General features: G+C 74.4%; 11 protein-coding genes. 3 read left to right on the top strand and 8 right to left on the bottom strand.

Annotation, left to right across the window (positions count from 1 at the left end):
• Positions 1–128: 128 nt before the first annotated feature.
• From WME98_RS50755 to WME98_RS50735, 5 genes are all read right to left on the bottom strand, one after another.
• On the bottom strand, positions 129–1,034 hold the full coding sequence (locus tag WME98_RS50755) for a hypothetical protein (RefSeq protein ID WP_437948811.1): 906 nt from the start codon (positions 1,032–1,034) through the stop codon (positions 129–131).
• A gap of 494 nt (positions 1,035–1,528) precedes the next feature.
• Entirely contained in the window at positions 1,529–2,548 is a 1,020-nt protein-coding gene (locus WME98_RS50750) for a hypothetical protein (protein ID WP_437948810.1), read from the bottom strand.
• Complete coding sequence (gene mvaD / locus WME98_RS50745) at positions 2,545–3,552, bottom strand: diphosphomevalonate decarboxylase (RefSeq protein WP_437948809.1); 1,008 nt, start codon at positions 3,550–3,552, stop codon at positions 2,545–2,547. The genes WME98_RS50750 and mvaD overlap by 4 nt, the downstream gene beginning before the upstream one ends.
• Complete coding sequence (gene mvk, locus WME98_RS50740; RefSeq protein WP_437948808.1) at positions 3,549–4,568, bottom strand: mevalonate kinase; 1,020 nt, start codon at positions 4,566–4,568, stop codon at positions 3,549–3,551. The genes mvaD and mvk overlap by 4 nt, the downstream gene beginning before the upstream one ends.
• On the bottom strand, positions 4,565–5,677 hold the full coding sequence (locus WME98_RS50735; RefSeq protein ID WP_437948807.1) for a polyprenyl synthetase family protein: 1,113 nt from the start codon (positions 5,675–5,677) through the stop codon (positions 4,565–4,567). The genes mvk and WME98_RS50735 overlap by 4 nt, the downstream gene beginning before the upstream one ends.
• Before the next feature lie 273 nt (positions 5,678–5,950).
• Here WME98_RS50735 and WME98_RS50730 point away from each other — a divergent pair, with 273 nt between their 5' ends.
• Both WME98_RS50730 and WME98_RS50725 read left to right on the top strand, forming a co-directional pair.
• On the top strand, positions 5,951–7,885 hold the full coding sequence (locus WME98_RS50730) for a DUF6345 domain-containing protein (protein WP_437948806.1): 1,935 nt from the start codon (positions 5,951–5,953) through the stop codon (positions 7,883–7,885).
• Between the two features lie 320 nt (positions 7,886–8,205).
• Positions 8,206–8,589, top strand: a complete 384-nt coding sequence (locus WME98_RS50725) for a VOC family protein (protein ID WP_061623301.1) — start codon at positions 8,206–8,208, stop codon at positions 8,587–8,589.
• Between the two features lie 110 nt (positions 8,590–8,699).
• Here the strand turns inward: WME98_RS50725 and WME98_RS50720 are convergent, their stop codons facing one another.
• The 3 genes from WME98_RS50720 to WME98_RS50710 all read right to left on the bottom strand — a co-directional run bounded on the left by WME98_RS50720 (position 8,700) and on the right by WME98_RS50710 (position 16,604).
• Complete coding sequence (locus WME98_RS50720) at positions 8,700–11,450, bottom strand: kelch repeat-containing protein (protein ID WP_437948805.1); 2,751 nt, start codon at positions 11,448–11,450, stop codon at positions 8,700–8,702.
• Positions 11,451–11,721: 271 nt separating this feature from the next.
• The gene (locus tag WME98_RS50715) at positions 11,722–14,454 is read right to left on the bottom strand and encodes a protein kinase domain-containing protein (protein ID WP_437948804.1); all 2,733 of its coding nucleotides are present in this window, start codon (positions 14,452–14,454) and stop codon (positions 11,722–11,724) included.
• A 395-nt stretch (positions 14,455–14,849) separates the two neighbouring features.
• The gene (locus WME98_RS50710; RefSeq protein WP_437948803.1) at positions 14,850–16,604 is read right to left on the bottom strand and encodes a nitroreductase; all 1,755 of its coding nucleotides are present in this window, start codon (positions 16,602–16,604) and stop codon (positions 14,850–14,852) included.
• Positions 16,605–16,835: 231 nt separating this feature from the next.
• Between WME98_RS50710 and WME98_RS50705 the strand changes: the two genes are divergently transcribed.
• The gene (locus WME98_RS50705; protein WP_437954131.1) at positions 16,836–17,162 is read left to right on the top strand and encodes a hypothetical protein; all 327 of its coding nucleotides are present in this window, start codon (positions 16,836–16,838) and stop codon (positions 17,160–17,162) included.
• Positions 17,163–17,341 lie beyond the last annotated feature (179 nt).

The following is a 17,341-nucleotide window of genomic DNA, read 5'->3' as shown; positions in this document are numbered from 1 at the left end:
GAGGTCACGGGGGCGATAGTCTACCCGGGCGACGAGCGCCATGAACCCCGAAGACGGCGTCGCCCCGGGAGCGCGCGCGACGTTCCGGCGTGCGCTGCTCCAGCCTCCAGCGCGCGGCGGGGGCCGGGTCACCGCGCGACCAGGCGCATCGGCGGGCGGCTGTGCTGGGTGGGCTCGGCCTCGAGCTCCTCCAGCTCGAACGCCCTGTCCATGTCCATGTCGAGCTCCTCGAGCTCGCGCTGCGCGCTCTCGCCGGTGTCGAGCCCGTCGAGCTCGCGCATGAACCGGTCGATCTCCGCGCAGGTCGCCGGGGAGTCCACGGGCGTCATCGACTGCTCGTGCATCAGCTGGATGAGCTCCAGGATGGTCGCGAGCTTCTGCGATACCACCTCGAGCCCCTCGCGGGTCCGGCTCCAGCACTCGGCGCGCCGGTAGGCGATCGCGAGCCGCCGCTCCGACAGCCCGCGCGTGCGCCCCGCGGACGCGCTCCGGATCGCCTCGAGCGATCGGATCGTCTCCATGAGCTCGCTGTGGTTCGTCATCGCGAGCGACTCCTGGCCGGCCTTGTGCGCGATCGCGAGGCGGATGTAGCTCATGAGCAGGCGGCTCAGCCCGAAGCCGTCGTCGAGCAGCAGCGGGACGGCGCCGCCGCGGCGGCGGATGTTCTCGCGGGTGCGGTCGATCAGCCGGTCGAGGCGCGCGAGCTCCTGCTGGTGACGGATGTCCATCTGCCGGATCAGGGTCTCGCGCGCCCGCGACCACGCCGCCCGATCGGCCTCGTCGAGCTGCGCGTCGATGCTGCGGCGGAAGTAGCCGCGCCAGGGGACGACGCACAGGATCACGAGCTCCGCCCCGAGGCCGAGCAGCAAGAGCAGCGGGCTCCAGCCGATGAAGCTCAGGAGGAGCACGCTCCCCACGACGAGCAGGTTGTACGGGTGGACGAGCACCCGACCCAGGTACGTGCGGGCGGTGCGCCTCCGCAGCGGTGCGACCTGGACGCCGAACGCGGCCAGCGTCGCCCTCGACTCGGCCATGCTCGCGCCAAGCACATCCTCGAATCGGCAAAGCTCTCGATCGCACGTCGTCATGGAGCCCCCTCCTCACCTCGTCCTCTGTCCTCGTGCCACCTCGCCCCGTTCACCACCCCCCGCGGCCGAATCAACGGGTCGGGCGCCCGGCGCGATCGCGCGCGCCCCGCGCCGGCGCGCTGTGAACGCAGGTCACGCTCGCCGCGCCCACGCCGTCAGCGACACGCCCGCGGAGCCCGCCTCGGAGGACCCGACGCCCGCCGCGCTCATCGGACGCCCGCGCGGTAACACCATGAAAAGTCATGCTTTTCTGGCGGCGCTGCGGCATCGCGAGCTCCAGGGTTTTCATGCCTGTCTCGTTCTTCGCATTCGAAGGCCTCGTGGAGGGTCCGCGGTGCGTCGCCGGAGCGCAGCGCCGCCGTCGATCCCGGAGCGAGCAGAGCGGGCTCCGTGCCAAGCGCCGCGGCACCGAGCGGCGCACGATCGGGGAGGGGGCGCGCTCAGGCGTGCGGCGGGCGGGCTGCGTCCAGCACGTGGACGCCGGGGGCGCCGAGCGACATGGGCACACACTCGAGGCCGGCCGCGGCCGCCGCGGCGCGCCATGCCGCCGAGGGCGGCGCGCCGCCGACGAAGAGAGAGACGTCGCCGCCGCCGGCGCCGCTCGGCGCGAGCGCGGCGCCCTCGGCGGCCGCGGCGGGCCGGAGGCGCGCGAGGGCAGGGGTGACGATCGGCGCGCCCGCGCGGTCGCCGAGCTCCGCGAGCGCGTCGACCTGGCGATCCAGCGCGGCCACGAAGGCGCGGGCGTCCGCGGCGGTGACGGCCGCGCGCGCGCCCTCGGCGGCCGCGCCGAGCAGGGCGCCGTGCGCCCCCGGGTCGCGGGCGGCGAGCGCGCGCACGCGCTCCAGCATGGCGCTCGTGCGCGCCGAGGCGTCGCTGGCGTAGACCTCGATCGCGAGCCCGCTCGGCAGCGCGTGCGGCGTCACGGCGAGCGCGCCGTCCGGGCCGAGCCGGCAGCAGAGGACGCCGCCGTAGACGCTCGCGGCGACGTCGACGCCGCTGCCCCCGCCCTGCGCCCGCCGGTGCGCGGCGAGCGCGGCGAGGAAGAGCGCGCGGGCGTCCCACGCGGGCATCGGCCGGCCGGCCGACGCCGCCGCGGCCGCGGCCGCCGCCATGGTCGGCGCGGCCGCCGCGGCGCGCGCCGCGAGCGTCGCCACGAGGATGGCGGCGCTCGAGCCGAGGCCGAGCTTGCGGCTCGCCCCGCGCGGCGGCGCGCCCGCCCCGGCCGGCGCGCCCGCCGTGGGATCCGGCGCCGCCGACCGGAGCGCGGACGCGTCGAACCACGCCGCCCTGTCGAGCGCGCCCGCGTCGATCGCCGCCTGGACCTCCTCGGTGACGAGGTCGGCCTGGCGCGCCGGATCGGCGACGACGTACCGATCGACCCCGGCCACGAGCGCGGGCGCGCCCTCGAGCACGGCGTACGCGCCCGAGAGGACCAGCTTGCCAGGCGCCCGGACGATCACGCGCCCGCGCCCCCGGACGCGAGGTGGGCTCCGCCGCCGGGGGCGGCCGAGATGGTGCGGAGGACGCCGGGGACGGCGAGCAGCGCCTTCTCCACGGCGGGCTTCGCCTCGGGCGCGGTGAAGACCTTCACGTGCGGGCCGGCGTCGATGGTGAAGAACGCCGGCGTGCCCTGGGCGCGGAGCCTCCGCACCGCGGCGATCACCTCGACGGTGGCGCCGGTCCAGTAGAGCAGGCCCGGCGAGGCGGCGATGCTCGAGGCGTGCATGCACAGGGCGCTCGCCTCGGCCGCGGCGCCGAGCGCCGCGAGATCGCGGGCGAGGACCGCCGCGCGGACCGCGGCGAAGAGCGACGGCGCGGCGTCCACCCAGGCGGGGAAGTACGGGCTCGTCGCCGCGGTGTGCCGCATGCCGTCGCTGGAGCCCACGTCCTTCGGGCCCTCGCGCGTCACGGCGATCACGACCGCGAGCGGCCAGTGGTCCTCCGGCGCGAGCGGGGTCGCCGCGAGCGCCTCGTCGCCGGGGCGCCCGGCGCGGAGCTCGACGAAGCCGCCGAACGCGGAGCGCGCGGCGGAGACCGAGGTCCTCCGGGCGAGGTCGCTCACGGCGGCGGGCGCGGTGGGCAGGCCCGCGGCGGCGCTCGCGGCGAGCGCGAGCGCGGCGAACGCCGACGCGCTCGAGGCGAGCCCCGCCGCGGTGGGGAAGTCGTTGCGGCTGACCACGCGGGCGCGCTCGCGCCGGCCCGAGGCGGCGCGGACCCGGTCGAGGAGCCCGGCGACCCGGCGCGCGGCCTCCGCGTCCGGCGGCACGGCCGCGCCGCCGAGGTGGAGCTCGTCGCGATCGAGCGACGGATCGAAGGCGACCTCGGTCGTCGTGGCCATCCCGGCGAGCGTCACCGAGAGGCTCGGCACGGCGGGCAGGTTGTGCCCGTCGGCCCGCTTGCCCCAGTACTTCGCGAGGGCGATGTTCGGATGGGCGATCGCGGTCGCCCGGCTCACGGCGCTCATGCTTGCTCCTCCGGCGCGGCCGTGGCGGCGCCTGCCTTCACGCGGGTCACGAAGCCGCTGTACCCCGCGTCGCGCCAGGCGGCGAGCACGCGGCCCGCGGCGTCGTTCGACGTCGCCGCCGCGCCGCCCGGCGGGGGGGGCGGGAGCAGCGCGATGACCGAGCCGCCGCCGCCGGCGCCGGTGAGCTTGGCGCCGAGCGCGCCGGCCTCGCGCGCGAGCTTGCACAGGGCCTCGATCGCCTCGGTCGAGACGAACATCCCGGCGAGGAGCATCTGGTTCAGGTCCATGAGCCGGCCGAGCGCGATCGCGTCGCCCGCCTCGATGGCGAGGGCCGCGTTCTCGACGAGCGCGGCGATGCCGGCGATGGAGGTCTCGGCCACGGTGGGCTTGCGCTCGAAGAGCTTCGCCACGAGCTCGACCATGCTGCGCGTGGACGACGGCACCCCCGTGGAGCCGACGCACAGCCAGAGGTCGTCGCGCGGGGCGAGGGGGGTCGCGCCGTGCGCCCGGGTGAAGCGGAAGCAGCCGCCGCGCGCGGCGGCGGCCGTGTCGATGCCCGACGGGTTGCCGTGGAACACGCGCTCCCAGGCGGCCGCCGCGGCGACCTCGGCGGCGGCGGTGAGGGCGCCCGGCGCGGCGGCCGGCGCGCCGGCCTCGGTCGACGCGCGCGCGAGCGCGGCGACCGCCCGGGCGATCGCGACCCCGAGCGCCGCCGAGCTCCCGAGGCCGCCGCCGGGCGGCAGATCGCTCTCCGCCTCGACGCGCACCGGGCCGGCGCCGGGGAGCGCCTCGAGGAGCGCCGCGAACGCCTGCGCGACGTCCCCCTCGGCCGGCGCGGCGCCGTGCTCGCGGCCGCCCAGCAGGAGCGCGCTCGTCCGCGCGCCCTCCGGAGCGCGCGTCGCGCGCGCGCGGGCGCCGCGCTCGATGCCGGCGGCGAGCGCGGGCGCGCCGTACACGACCGCGTGCTCGCCGAGCAGGATGACCTTGCCGGACGCCTGGCCGAGCGCCTCGATCATGCGCCCGTCCACCGGAGCGCGCTCGCCGCGCCGCACAGGATCTGCCGCGCCGGCGCGCTCACCGGCAGCGCCCGCCCGAGGGCCTCGGCCTCGCCGCACAGGGCGTCGAGCCGCTCTTCGACCGCGCGCCGCGCGCCGCACGCCTCGAGGGCCCGCGTCGCGGCCGCCACGTCGTCGTCGCTCGCGTCCTTGCGGCCGAGCGCGCGCTCGACGGCGCTCCGGCCCTCGGCGTCGAGGCGCCCCTCGGCGGCCGCGAGCACCGCCGTGCGCTTGCCGGCGCGCAGGTCGTTGCCGACCGGCTTGCCGGTCGCGGCGGCGCTCCCGAAGGTGCCGAGCAGGTCGTCGCGCAGCTGGAAGGCGACGCCCACCGGCGCCGCGAACCGCTCGAGCGCCGCCACGGTCTCGGCCGGGGCGCCGGCGAGCGTGGCGCCGAGCGCGAGCGGGCCGCGCACCGTGTAGCTGCCGGTCTTGAGCGCGTGCATCTGCTCGACGTCCTCGGCCCGCCCGACCACGTCGAGGTGCTGCCCGATCACGACGTCCTCGTGCATCGCGCAGAACAGCCGCACGGCCGCGAGCGTCCTCTCCGGCGGCGCCCCGGCGCCCGCGAGCGCGCCGAGCGCGAGGCTCCACGTGAAGTCGCCCGCGAGGATCGCCGACGAGGCCCCGAGGTGCGGATCACCGAGCACCTCGGTCAGCGCGACGTGCGCCGTGCGGTCCCCCCGGCGGACGGTGTCGCCGTCGATCCAGTCGTCCTGGATGAGCAGGTAGGTCTGGAGCAGCTCGAGCGCGACGCCGGCGTCGATCGCGGGCTCGAGCGGCGCGTCCGGCGCGACGCCCTGGTAGGCGGCGACGAGCAGGGCTGCGCGGAACCGCTTGCCGCCGCGCAGGGTCAGGCTCCTCGCCTCGGCGACCATCGCCGAGACCTCGCGGCCGTAGCGCTGCGCGTGGCCCGCCGCGGCGCACCAGCGCTGCTCGAGCGCGGCCTCGATGCGGGGGCGGAGCGAGGAGAGGAAGTCGAGGAACAGGCGCGCGCCGGGGTCCGCCGTCCCTTCGAGTGTTCGATCGCCGGTGCGGGGCGCGCTCTCTCCGTCCTTCGTGTGCGCTGTCATGGAATGCGCGGCAGCCTAGGAGCCGCGCGCGATCCGGTCAATGTCGGCCGAAACGCCGCGAACCGCCGGCGTCGCGCGCCGTTCATCGCCGCCGCCGGCGTGGCTTGGGTCCTGCAATGCGTGGGGCCCGCGTCGCGGGCCGGGAGGGCCGCGCGCGGGCTTCCTGCGAGATCGATTCCTCCGGAGTTGCGCGCCGACCCTCGCCGCAACCGAAGGGAAAGGGGGACTTTCGTGAAGAGATCACCGGGTGGGGTGTTGGGCATCGTTCTCGTCATGGGTCTCGGCGTCGCGGGGTGCAGCGGCCGCGACGCCCGCGAGGATCTCCCGGAGAGCGCCGATCTCGGTGCGTCCGGCACGGCGCCTTTGTCCCGCTGGGCGAGCTCTCTGCCCGCGTACCGCGTGATCGGCCGGAGCGCCGATGTCGCGCGGGCGTCCGCGCTCGCCGGCGCGCTCGGGCTCGCGGCGGAGGGCCTCTGGGGCGGCGCCGCGCTCGGGGCCGACGGGGCGATTCGCTACCTCGACCGGGCGAGGTTCCAGCGCTTGCCGACGAGGAAGGCCTACCCGCCCGCGCCCGGGTTCCGCGACGAGCGCGGCTTCGCCACCGAGAGGGGCGACGACGCCCTGGATATCGAGGCGCTCGCGGCGCTCCGCGTCCTCCCGGAGACGGACGCCGCGGCGCGGGCGTGGGCCGCGCTGGAAGGCGCGCGCTTGCCCTTCGGGCGCGACGTCGCCGTCGGCCACTCGCTCTTCGAGTCGAGCGACGCCCAGGGGCGCTACGTGGCGCGGGCCGCCCTCGACACGCAGGTGAGCTTTCGCGACGCGCTCGAGGGGCTCCGGCTGATCGGCCCTGGCGCCAAGGTCCGGGTGACGTTCGACGCCGAGGGCGCCGTGACCCACCTCGTCTATGCGCGGCGCGACCTCGCGCGCGGCGAGGACGTCGCGATCGTCCCGGCCGCCGAGGCCCCCGCGCTGTGCGCCGGCGCGCTCGGCGGCGGCGCGGTCGTCGCGGCCGAGCCGGAGCTCGTCTATTACGCGCCGCCGCTCTCCCGCGAGGTGCGCCGGATCCTCCCTCATTATGTGTGCAGCGGCAGGCGGCGTTTCGGCGCCGAGGTAGTGGACGTCCGCAAGGTGATCGTCCCGGCCGTCATCGACGTTCCGAGGGCGGCGATCACGGTGCGCGAGGACGGCGAGACCCTCTCTGCGGAGGCGAGCGTCACCGGAGGTACTGCGCCGTACACGTACAGGTGGGTAACCTCGGCGCGGTCGCTCGCTCCTGACCGCGCCGACGGGGCGGCGGTGCGGATCTCGCTGGACGGCCCCGCGCTTCGCGGCGAGACGGAGACGCTCACCCTCTACGTCACGGACGCCGACGGCCTGGTCGCGACGGCGGCGCGGCAGCTCCCGTTTGCGCGCGCTGCGGCGCCCGCGGCGCCGAGCGCGCCCGCGGCGCCGAGCGCGCCCGTGGCGCCGAGCGCGCCCGTGGCGCCGAGCGCGCCCGCGGCGCCGTCGGCGAACGAGGGCGGCGCCGTGGTTGGCGCCGAGTGGGTCGGGCGCTGCGGCGGCCTCGATCATTCGGCGGCGAACGTCGATGGTCTCCTGAAGAGCTTCCAGGCGGGGGGCGTCGAGCACCGCTTCAACTGGGGTGAGCTCCGCGCGTGGGAGGTCGATTTCAAGGACCCGGCGATGGGCGGCCAGGACGCGTCGTATGCGGACTCGGTCGATCTCACGTTCTACACGGGGCACGCGAACGGCGTCGGGTTCATGTTCTGCAGCGCCATGAGCGATCGGATCCTTCACTTCAGCGACGCTCACTGGGGCAACTCCAACCTGGAGTGGATGGTGGTCGCCGCCTGCGGCCCGCTCCAGGACGACGCGGGCGCCTGGCGTCTCCGGTGGTCGAACGCGTTCGACGGCCTGCACCTGCTGCTCGGATATGCGACCGAGTCGTTCGACGACACGAACGAGGGGTCGATGTTCGCGAGCCGCCTGCTCGACGACACGAGCCCGGCGCCGCTCCGGCAGGCGTGGGCGACGACGGCGATCGAGGTCCAGCCCGACGACAAGGTGATCTACGCGATCATGGGGGTCTACGGCGCGGGCTGGACGCTCCCGAACTACGACGATCATTTCTGGGGCAAGGGCCCGGTCGGCCCGGACCTGTGGGGGGCCGCGAGGACGGGCTTCTGGCGGATCTCCGGGCCGACGTAGCGGATCATCTCTCCGGGGCTGATCGCCCCTTCGGTCACCGCGGCAGGTCCAGAGGCGGACCGAGGGCCCGGGGCGGAGATGCGGCCGCGCCGGGGACGCGCGGCCCGACGCCGGGAAGGCCGAGCGCCCTCTCGAGGCGGGCGGCCTCGGTCGGGGTCGGCAGCTTGGCCGTTGTCTCGGCGGGAGCGTCGACGGTATGTTATCGACCCGCAGGGTGCTCAGGACGCGCTGCGGAACGCAGTCGGCCCGGCAAGCCGCTTCTGCCGACCGCGCTTCCCGCGGCGGCAGACCGGCGCGGCGTCACGCCACAGGAGGAGCCCGTGAAGCGCACGTGGACAATCATTGGGGTCGCTGATGTGGCTCGCAGCTTCAACTGGTATCGAACGCTCTTCGGTCAGCCGGAGTCGTCGCCTGCTCATGACTATTTCGGCCAAATCCTCGACACCGACGGGACGGTGCTGCTCTGTCTTCACAAGTGGGGATCCCACGAGCACCCGACGCTGGTCAGTCCCGAACGCGCGGAGCCTGGCAATGGGCTATTGCTGTTCTTCCGGGTGGATGATTTCGACGATGCGCTGTCGCGCGCCCGGGCCCTCGTGAGTCAGCTCGAGGAGGAGCCCCAGACGAATCCCGCCACCGGGACCCGCGAGTTCGCCCTCCGCGATCCCGACGGCTATTACGTCATGGTCAGCGCGCTCTCCTGAGCGCGCAGCTGTCCCTTCGCGCGGCGGAACATCGAGCTCTGGCGTGCTGCGCCTCGCGCTCGACTAGGAGCTCCAGCGCTGGCGCGCCGAGACTGCGGGCCTGCTGCGTTTCAGCGCCTGCGGCGGCGCGCGAAGAGGGCGCCAAGGGCCACGAGGGCCGCGAAGCCGCGCCCGCTGTTCTCCGCGGGTCCGGGAGCGGCGCGGCAGCCGCCGTCCGGCTCCTGGCCGCCGCCAGTGCCGCTCGGGCTAGCCATACCGCCCTGACCGCCTGAGCCGGCCATGCCGTCGGTGCCGCCGCCGGCCTCGCCCATGCCGCCCGCGCCGCCTAATCCCCCGGAGCCGCCCGCGCCGCCGCTTCCTCCGTCGCCTCCGCTTCCGCCGGAGCCGCCGGAGCCGCCCTGACCGCCGGAGCCGGCCATTCCACCAGAACCGCTGGAGCCGCCGGAGCCGCCGGAGCCGCCCTGACCGCCTGCGCCGCCCATTCCACCAGAGCCGCCTGCGCCGCCCATTCCCCCGGAGCCGCCCGCGGCGCCGCTTCCGCCGCTGCCCTCCGGGGTGATGCCGCCCTCGTAAATCTCCGCGCTTCCATGCGCCTCGGGGTCGCCGTCTCCGGACGAACACCCCGCCAGTAACCCCCCGAAGACCAGGACGCGATTGCCATCGAGCAGCACGGACGATGGAGCGTCGCGCAGCCTGCTCATGTTCTGCACCGTCGACCAATCATTCCTCGCGGGGTCGTACACCGCGGCGCTGCGGAGGGTGCACTCGTTGCCGCCGGTCCATTCCTTGCCGCCCGCGATGAGCACCATTCCGTTCCCGAGCAGCGTGGCCGTGTGACGCCGGCGCGCGACGTCCAGGGGCCCAGTCACGATCCAGTCGTTCGTCGCCGGATCGTACACCTGCGCGTGCGGGACCCTCGCCGCGCCCGTGACCAGCACCCGACCCTCGGCGAGCAGCGTCGCCGTGAAATCGGCGGGCGGCATGAGCAACGCTCGCGTGGGCGTCCAGGTATTCGTGGCCGGGTCATACCGATCGGCGCCGTCGCCGCTCACCACGAGCACGCTGCCGTCGAGCAGCCTCGTCGCCTTGTGCCCGGAGTGCGCGAAGGTCAGCGTCCCGGCCGGGGAGAACGCCCCCGTGGCCGGGTCGTAAAGCTCCGCCGTCGCCGGGTTGCCTGCACCGCCGCTCACCAGCACCTTCCCGCTGTGCAAGACGACCGCCGAATGCCTCGAGCGCGAGGCGCCGAGCGAGCCCGTCGCAGCCCAGGATCGCGTCGCCGGATCGTAAACCTCGGCGACCGCCGTCCCGCCGCCCACGGCGAGGATACGGTCGTCCGGGAGCCGCAGGAGAGCGACGCTCGGATCGTGGTGCGCGACCATGGCGCCGGTGAGCGACCACGTGTCGCTCGCCGGATCGTAGGCCTCGGCCGTCGACGGCGAATCGCCGCCCACGACGAGGATCTCGCCGGTCGAGACCCGGATCGACGCGGGCTTGCGGCGCGTATGCGAGAGCGGCGCGACGTCGCTCCAGGCGTTCGTCGCGGGATCGTAGAGGTTCGCGGACAGGGTATCGTTCCAGTCGTTGTCGTACCCGCCGGCCACGAGCACGCGGCCATCGGCGAGCTCGGCCCACGTGCCGTCGTGCCGCGGCACGGGCATGTTCCCGGCCGGCGTCCACGCGGGCTGGCAGCCGACCGGCGTATCCCCGACGCACGCGCCCGCCTGGCAGACGCCGTTCGCCGTGCAACCGTCGGCGCTGCCGCACACGGCACCGCTCAGCGGCGTGCAGGTGCCGTCCGCCGACGCGCCCGCGTCCACCGCGCACGCGTCGCACGCGCCCCCGTCACACGCGGTGTCGCAGCAGACGCCATCGACGCAGAAGCCGCTCGCGCATTCGCCCGCGAAGAGGCAAGGAGCGCCCGGGGCCGCGAGCGCGAGCACCTCGACGCTCGCGCTCCCGCCGCCGGTCACGAGCACCCGCCCGCCCGCGAGCGCCGTGGCGGTGTGGCCGCTCCGGTCCGTGTTCAGGTACTTGCCGAGCGACCACGTCCCGCTCGCCGGATCGTAGACCTCGGTGATCGCGCTGCCGCCGGCGACGAGCACCCGCCCATCGGCGAGCGGCGTGGCCGTGTGACTGTCGCGGGCGACGTTCAGCGGCGCCGCGGTCGTCCAGGTGTTGCTCGCCGGATCGTAGAGCGCCGCGCTGCGGTTCGTGGAGGAGAACCCTTCACCGCCGTAGTCGGTGTAGCCGCCGGCGACGAGCACCTTGCCATTCCCGAGGAGCGTCGCGGTGTGGCCTCTGCGGTTCTGGATCGAGCCCGCGGCCGTCCACGTGCCCGTGGCCGGATCGTAGCGCTCCGCGCTGCCGATGGGGTCGCCGGAGGGGCCCACCCCGGCCACCACGAGGACGTCGCCGTCCGGCAAGAGCGCGGCCGCGTGGGAGGAGCGCGCCTGCGCCATCGACCCCGCGTCGGTCCACGTATCCGAGGCGGGATCGTAGATCTCGCTCGTCCTCATCACCCACTCTTCGAGCTCGCCGGCGGCCACGAGGATCCGGCCGTCGGGCAGGAGCGTCGCGGTGTGGCGCTCGCGCGGCGTGAGGAGCGGCGCGGCGAGCGTCCATGTGTCCGTGGCAGGGTCGTAGATCTCCACGGCTTCGGTCATGCCGCCGGCCACGACGACCCTGCCGTCCGGAAGGAGCGTCGCGGTATGCCCCGTGTGCGGCGTGCTCATCGACGCGACGAGCGTCCATGTATTCGTGTCAGGGTCGTACACCTCGGCCGTGGCGCTCGCTCCACCGGCCACGAGGACCTTCCCGTCGAGCAGCCGTGTCGCCGTGTGCCTGCTCCGGGCGACGTTCATCGGCGGCGCGACGTCCCAGCGTGGCGCCGTGAGCGCGGCGGCTGCCGCCTCGATGCCGTGCTCCCTGGCGCGACTTCGTGGCTCATCGGCGCCATGGCATCCGAGCGGCGCGGCGAGCAAGACAGGGGCGAGGCGGCGCAAGAAGGAGGCTGAACGCACGCTCGACGATAGCGGTCTCAGCGCCTCGGCTGTCAAGAGAAAGCGATCGCCGCGGCGGACAGGGCACCGTGGAGCTTCGTCCACAGCAAGCCTCGCGGGACGGGGGACGGCGTCAGTACCCGAGCCACTTCGGGTCGAGCTCGATGGAATAATGATCCACGAACCTGAACGCCACGCCCCCCGCGTCCCCGCTCGCGCGGATCGTGTACACCGACTCGTTCGCCTGAGGCCGATGGTCCGTCGGGCTGAACGAGATCGGCCCCGCCGTCATCCCGTCGAGCACCACGTTCTGGAACGACTCCAGCGCGTTCTTCAGGTCCTCTCCCGTCGGCCGCTCCCGCCCCGCGTCGACCGCCCGCTCGACGGCCTCGCGCCACATGAGCGCCGCCGCGTGGCCCTGGACGTAGAACTGGTCCTGATACCGATCGAGCGGGTGATCGTCCTTCTCCCGGTACACCCGGTGGATCCGCAGCATCTCCGCCATCCCGCTCGAGTGCTGCGTGTCGCCGTAGATCGGGACCGGGAACAGCCCGTAGAAGATGCCGGCGCAGTCGGCCCCGCAGATCGACAGCGTCCGCTCGCCGATCCCCCAGTTGTTCGCCATCACCCGCAGCTGCCAGCGCTTCCTCCCCGGGAACCCGTGACCTGGAAACGCCTGATCGATGAGCCTCTGCGCGGCGGCGGCGCCCTTGCCGACGAAGGACGACGAGACGACGCTGTTGCCCGCCCAGAACCAGCTCGTCGGGACATAGGACGGGTCCGCCCGCCTCTTCTCGATCTCTCTCTTCACATAGCGGGTCACCGCCTCGACGATGAGCCCCTCGTCCTCGAGGGAAGACGTCTGCGGCACGACGAGATCCTCGCCGAGCAGCATGCCGGGCAGGTGCTCCACGTATGATTTGCCCGCCGCCAGCGGATCGACGCAATAAAGACACCGGTCGATCGTGTCGTGCACCATCGCGATGCGCCCGGGCGCGATCTTCCAGGCCGCCTTCACCCCGATGCGGATCGCGGTCGAATAGTCCGTGGCCGGGAAGAAGATGTACGGATAGCCCGGGCTCGTCTTGTGCTCTGTCGCCGAGATGCTCTGTCCGAGGGCGTTGAACTCGGCGTAGGGCACGTCCGCCGAGATCGGCACCGGCGTGGCGAGCGAGCCGGCGTAGGAGCCAGGGATGATGAGCTTCTTCTCCTCCGCGAGCTTCGGCGCGACGCGCGTGGTCGGCCCGGTGCCGAAGATGAACAGCGTGGAGACCTCGCTCCACGCGGGCTCCCGCCGCCACGCCGCGATGACCTCCTCCGTCCTCGCCGGGTCGTACTGCGCGTCCCTCATGTCGACGTCGATGGGACAGCCGCGGATCCCCCCATGGGTGTCGTTGAGGTGACGCAGGTAGTCGTAGACTCCGTAGCTGTACGGCGGCGCGATGTCGGTCGCCATCCCGGTGGCGCCCGTCGTGATCCGGACGCGGAGCGTCCCCGTGCAGCGGGCGCCTGCGGCGGCGGCGGACCCGGCGAGCGCGGCGGCCCCAGGAGCGACGGAGCGCGCCTGCCTGTCCGGTCGGCGCACGGAGATCGCCAGCGCCGCGATCAGGGCGGCCACGCCGAGCGCCCCGATGAGGTAGCTGCGCTGCTGCGGCGTGCCGGCCGCGCGGAGGGCCGGCTTCAGGCTCGTCGAGTCGGACGTGGCGCGCACGGGGCCCGGCGGCCCCGCCGTCCGCTGGCCGATCTCCTCATCGAGGGGGGTCAGGGCCTGGAGGCGCCGCCCGTCCGAGCCCTCGATCGCGCTCGGGCGGGACAGGCGGGGCTCCAGGATCACGCTCGGGCGGCCCGCGCCCTGCTCGATGTACGCCTTGATCTGCCGCTGCATGCTGGCGCGGCGCTCCGCGAACACGGCCAGCATCCGCGCGCCGATCTCGTCGGACCGCACGTCCTCGCCGGACCCGCGCAGGTAGTCCTCGAGCGCCGCGCGCATCTCCTGCGCGGTCGCGTACCGCTTCGCCGGGTCGCGCTCCAGCGCCCGCGCGACGATGGCGTCGAGCGCCGGCGGGATGTCCGGGTGGACGAGCGAGGGCCGCTGGATCTCGTCCACGGCCGCGAGCTTCCAGAGCGCGCTCACGGCGTCGCCCCCGAAGAGCCGCTCCCGCGTGAGGAGCTCCCAGAGCACGATCCCGGCCACGAAGACGTCGGCCCGCCGGTCGATCCCCGCGCTGTCGGCCGCCTGCTCGGGCGCCATGTAGGACGTCTTGCCCTTCAGCTTCCCGGTCTCGGTGAGGTCCGTGTTGATCGACGCCTTGGCGATGCCGAAGTCGAGCAGCTTCACCGCGCCGTCGTACGTGACGAAGATGTTGTGCGGGGAGACGTCGCGGTGAACGATGCCGAGCGGCGTGCCGTCGTAATCGCAGAGCTCGTGCGCGTAGTGGAGGCCGCCCAGCACGTCGGCCACGATCCGGACCCAGACGCCGCGCGTGAAGCCGTCCGCGCCCGGCTCCCCCTGGGCCACCGCCCTCATGATCGCGTTGAGCGGCTGGCCCTCCAGATACTCCATCACGGTGAAGTAGCCGGCCTCGTCCACGCCGACCTCGTAGGTCTGGACGATGTTCGGGTGGTTGAGGCGCGCCGACAGCTTCGCCTCGTCGAGGAACATGGTGACGATCTTCTCGCCGTCGCCGCCAACGCCGCGGTGGCGCTTGACGACCACGAGCTTGTTGAACGACCCCGGCCCCCGCGCGATCGCCAGGAACACGTCGCCCATCCCGCCCCGGCCGAGCTTCGCGATCGGGCGGTACTTGCCCATGATCGCCGTCTGGGTCGGCTCCGCGTCCGAGCTGTCTTGACCCGTGCCCACCATGTCCCCGGCCGTCCTCAGACGCGCGCGCCGCTCCGAAGGAACTCGCTATGGGAGCAAAGACCGATATCCTTGTCAACGCCCCCGGCCCGAGACGCAGGCCCGATGACCGCGGCGGGGCTTGCCGCCGTGGGTCGCGTGGGCTGTGCGCGCTGCGCGCACAACACGCGTTGCGCGCGGCGAAGCCGCTTGCGATCTGGCCGTCTGGGTCGCGGCATCGACGGAGCTCTGTGGTGATACGGCCGAGCGGGCATCATGAATTCGAAGGCGGTTTGGCGATTTGTTGTGAGGACGTTATTTGACGGCGCTGCGGTACGCCGGCGGGGCGCCGCGGCGACCCGAGATCGGTCGCGATCATGCGAGGCGCGTGCCCGTCGGCGGTCGCCGACGGCGGCGGCTCAGGGCGCCTCGGGGCCGCTCCCGCGGGGGCCGCGCGCCGGAGGCGGAGGCGCGGCGGGCCGTGCGCGCTCGAGGTGCTCGTAGGGCGCGAGCGTCATCAGCCGCGTGTCCTCGACGGGGCCGCCGACGGTGAAGTGATAGAGGCTCTGCACGTCGCCGCCAGCGATGCCGCACAGCTCGTGGAACACGTCGTCGAAGTAGCAGCCGATGCCGGTCGCCCGCACGCGGCCGCCGGGGTCCCGCGCGGCCTCGGCCTCGAGGTACAGCGCGTGGCCGAGGACGCCGGCCTCCCAGAAGAGCCGCCGGTACCACGGCGCGCCGCGCTCCCGGAGCGTGGCGCCGAGGTCGGCGACCATCCCGAGGCTGAACGCGCCGTCGGCGGCGATCTCCTGATGACAGCTCACGATCTGCGCCGCGCTCCGCAGATCGGCCTCGGAGAGGCGATAGAGCCGCAGGTGATCCGGACACCCGCGCGGCTTCTCCCACGCGAACGGGTGCGCGAGGGCGGCCTTCAGCCGCTCGTGCGCGGCCTCCGACCGCTCGAGCGCGTAGAGGCCCGGGTCGAGGCCGCGGACGCGGTGCACGAAGACGACCGCGTGCACGAGCGGCGCCCACGGGAGCGCGTCCCACGGGGGCACGCCGGGGCGGGGGAGGAGGCGGTCGAGCATGGCGTAGAACGCCTCGGCACCGATCGACGTGCGGCCGTCGTACGCCGTGGCGCTCCGCCGCGTCCGGAGGATCTCCGACGCCAGCGCGCCGCCGCCGCCGTGGTCCGACAGCGGGGGCAGGCCGCTCTCCAGGGGGGCGGCCGGCTCCTCGGCGTGGGCCTTCCAGGTGGCGCCGGCGACGTCGTCGATGACCTCCCAGTCGACGTGGCTCGGGCTCAGCGCGTTCGCCCGCCCGGCCCACGCGCCCTCGCCGGTGAGGCGGGTCAGCTCGGCCGCGCGCGCGGCCGCCGCGCGGGCCGCGGCGAGCGCCGCCTCCCGGGCGAGCGGCGCGGCGGGCACGACGAGCAGCGCGGCGTCAGGGTGCTCGCGATCCGCCGCCGCGACGCCCGCGAAGTCTGTGGCCCGATCGAGGCCGAGCAGCGCGGACAGCTCGCCGTCGCCGAGGTCGCCGAGCAGCACGGCGGACCAGCCGAGCGCGGCCGCGGCATAGCGGACGGCCGCGATGGCGTGACCGGCGTCGTGCTGGCAGTAGCGGAACGCCCGCTCGCCGTACTTCCACGCCTCGCGCCAGTGGACGGAGCTCAGCCCGACGAGGAAGCCGCCGGCCGGGAGGAGCCCCGCGAGCGCGCGGGCAGGGCCGGCGCCCAGCGCGCATCGGCGCTCGAGCGCGTGATCGCGGCTCACATAATGATAGAGGCCCGCCGGCAGCCCGGGCGCGCCGGCCGAGAGCAGGTATCCCTCGGTCGGGTGGAGATTCCCGCTCGAGGGGTTGCAGCGGAGCGCCCAGCGCGAGCCGCGGTATTCCTTCCAGGCGGAGAGGCCGAGCGAGAGCTCGAAGAGGGCCGCGATGGAGTCGAGCTCGACCGCGGCCGGCGGGATCGCGCCGGGGCGGTAGAGATCCCGGTACGCCGCGGCGAGCCCGCCGGCGCGGAGCGGCAAGGGGACGACCGGGGCGCCCTCGAAGGTGCGGAACGGATCCGGCTGCGTGCTCCAGTCCATGGCGGCCGGGCCGCGCGCATAGCGCCTCAGGTGATGCTTCGTGCGCGTGTGATAGGCGAGCGCGCGCTCGACGGGGCTTGTGGACATGGGCCGCTCGTCGCGCTCAGGGTAGCAGCGGCGCGGGGCGCCGCTACCGCGCCGAGCGGGCTCGTCCGCGGCTCGGCGATCCCTCCTTCAAGGCATTCTCGCTCTCGCTCGACCGAGTCTCGCCGTGTCCTCTGCGTTTCGAGATCTCGTCCTCCACACGAGAGCCCAGGGGCCCGCGCGCGGGGCGGGGAGAGACGCGAGGATGGCGCTGTCCGGCAGCTCGGCGTGGTCATGTTCCTGGCCGGCGTCGGCACCCGCTCGGGGTACTCGTTCGCGCACACCCTGCAGCAAGGCGGCGCCGCGGCGCTGATCGGGAGCGGCGCGGTCATCACCGCGGTCGTCGCGTTCGGCACGCTGCTCGTCGGCCACCGGCTGCTCCGGATCCCGATGGGGACCCTCACCGGCATGCTCGCCGGCATCCAGACGCAGCCCGCGGTGCTCGCCTTCAGCCTGGAGCAGGCGCGCAGCGACGCGCCGAACACGGGGTACGCGTCGGTCTACCCGGTGGCGACGCTGGTGAAGATCGTGGCGGCGCAGCTCCTCGTGCGGCTGCTCTGAAGAGCCGCCGCCGGAGCGACGAGCTCCGCGACGCGCGCGAACGGCTTCACCCAGGCGCCGCGCCGTACCGTCGGACATCGCAGGACGCGAGGCGGGTACCGCGGTCGATCAGCGACCGGGCCGCTCGTCGATGCGCGCACGGCGGAATAGTACAGCGTCGGTGTTCGCGAAAACTTTTT

Origin of the sequence: Sorangium sp. So ce296 (genome assembly GCF_051529605.1) — a bacterium.
Classification (GTDB): Bacteria; Myxococcota_A; Polyangia; order Polyangiales; family Polyangiaceae; genus Sorangium; species Sorangium cellulosum_D.
The sequence above is the reverse complement of the archived record's forward strand: the minus strand, read 5'-3'. Positions and strand labels throughout refer to the sequence as shown.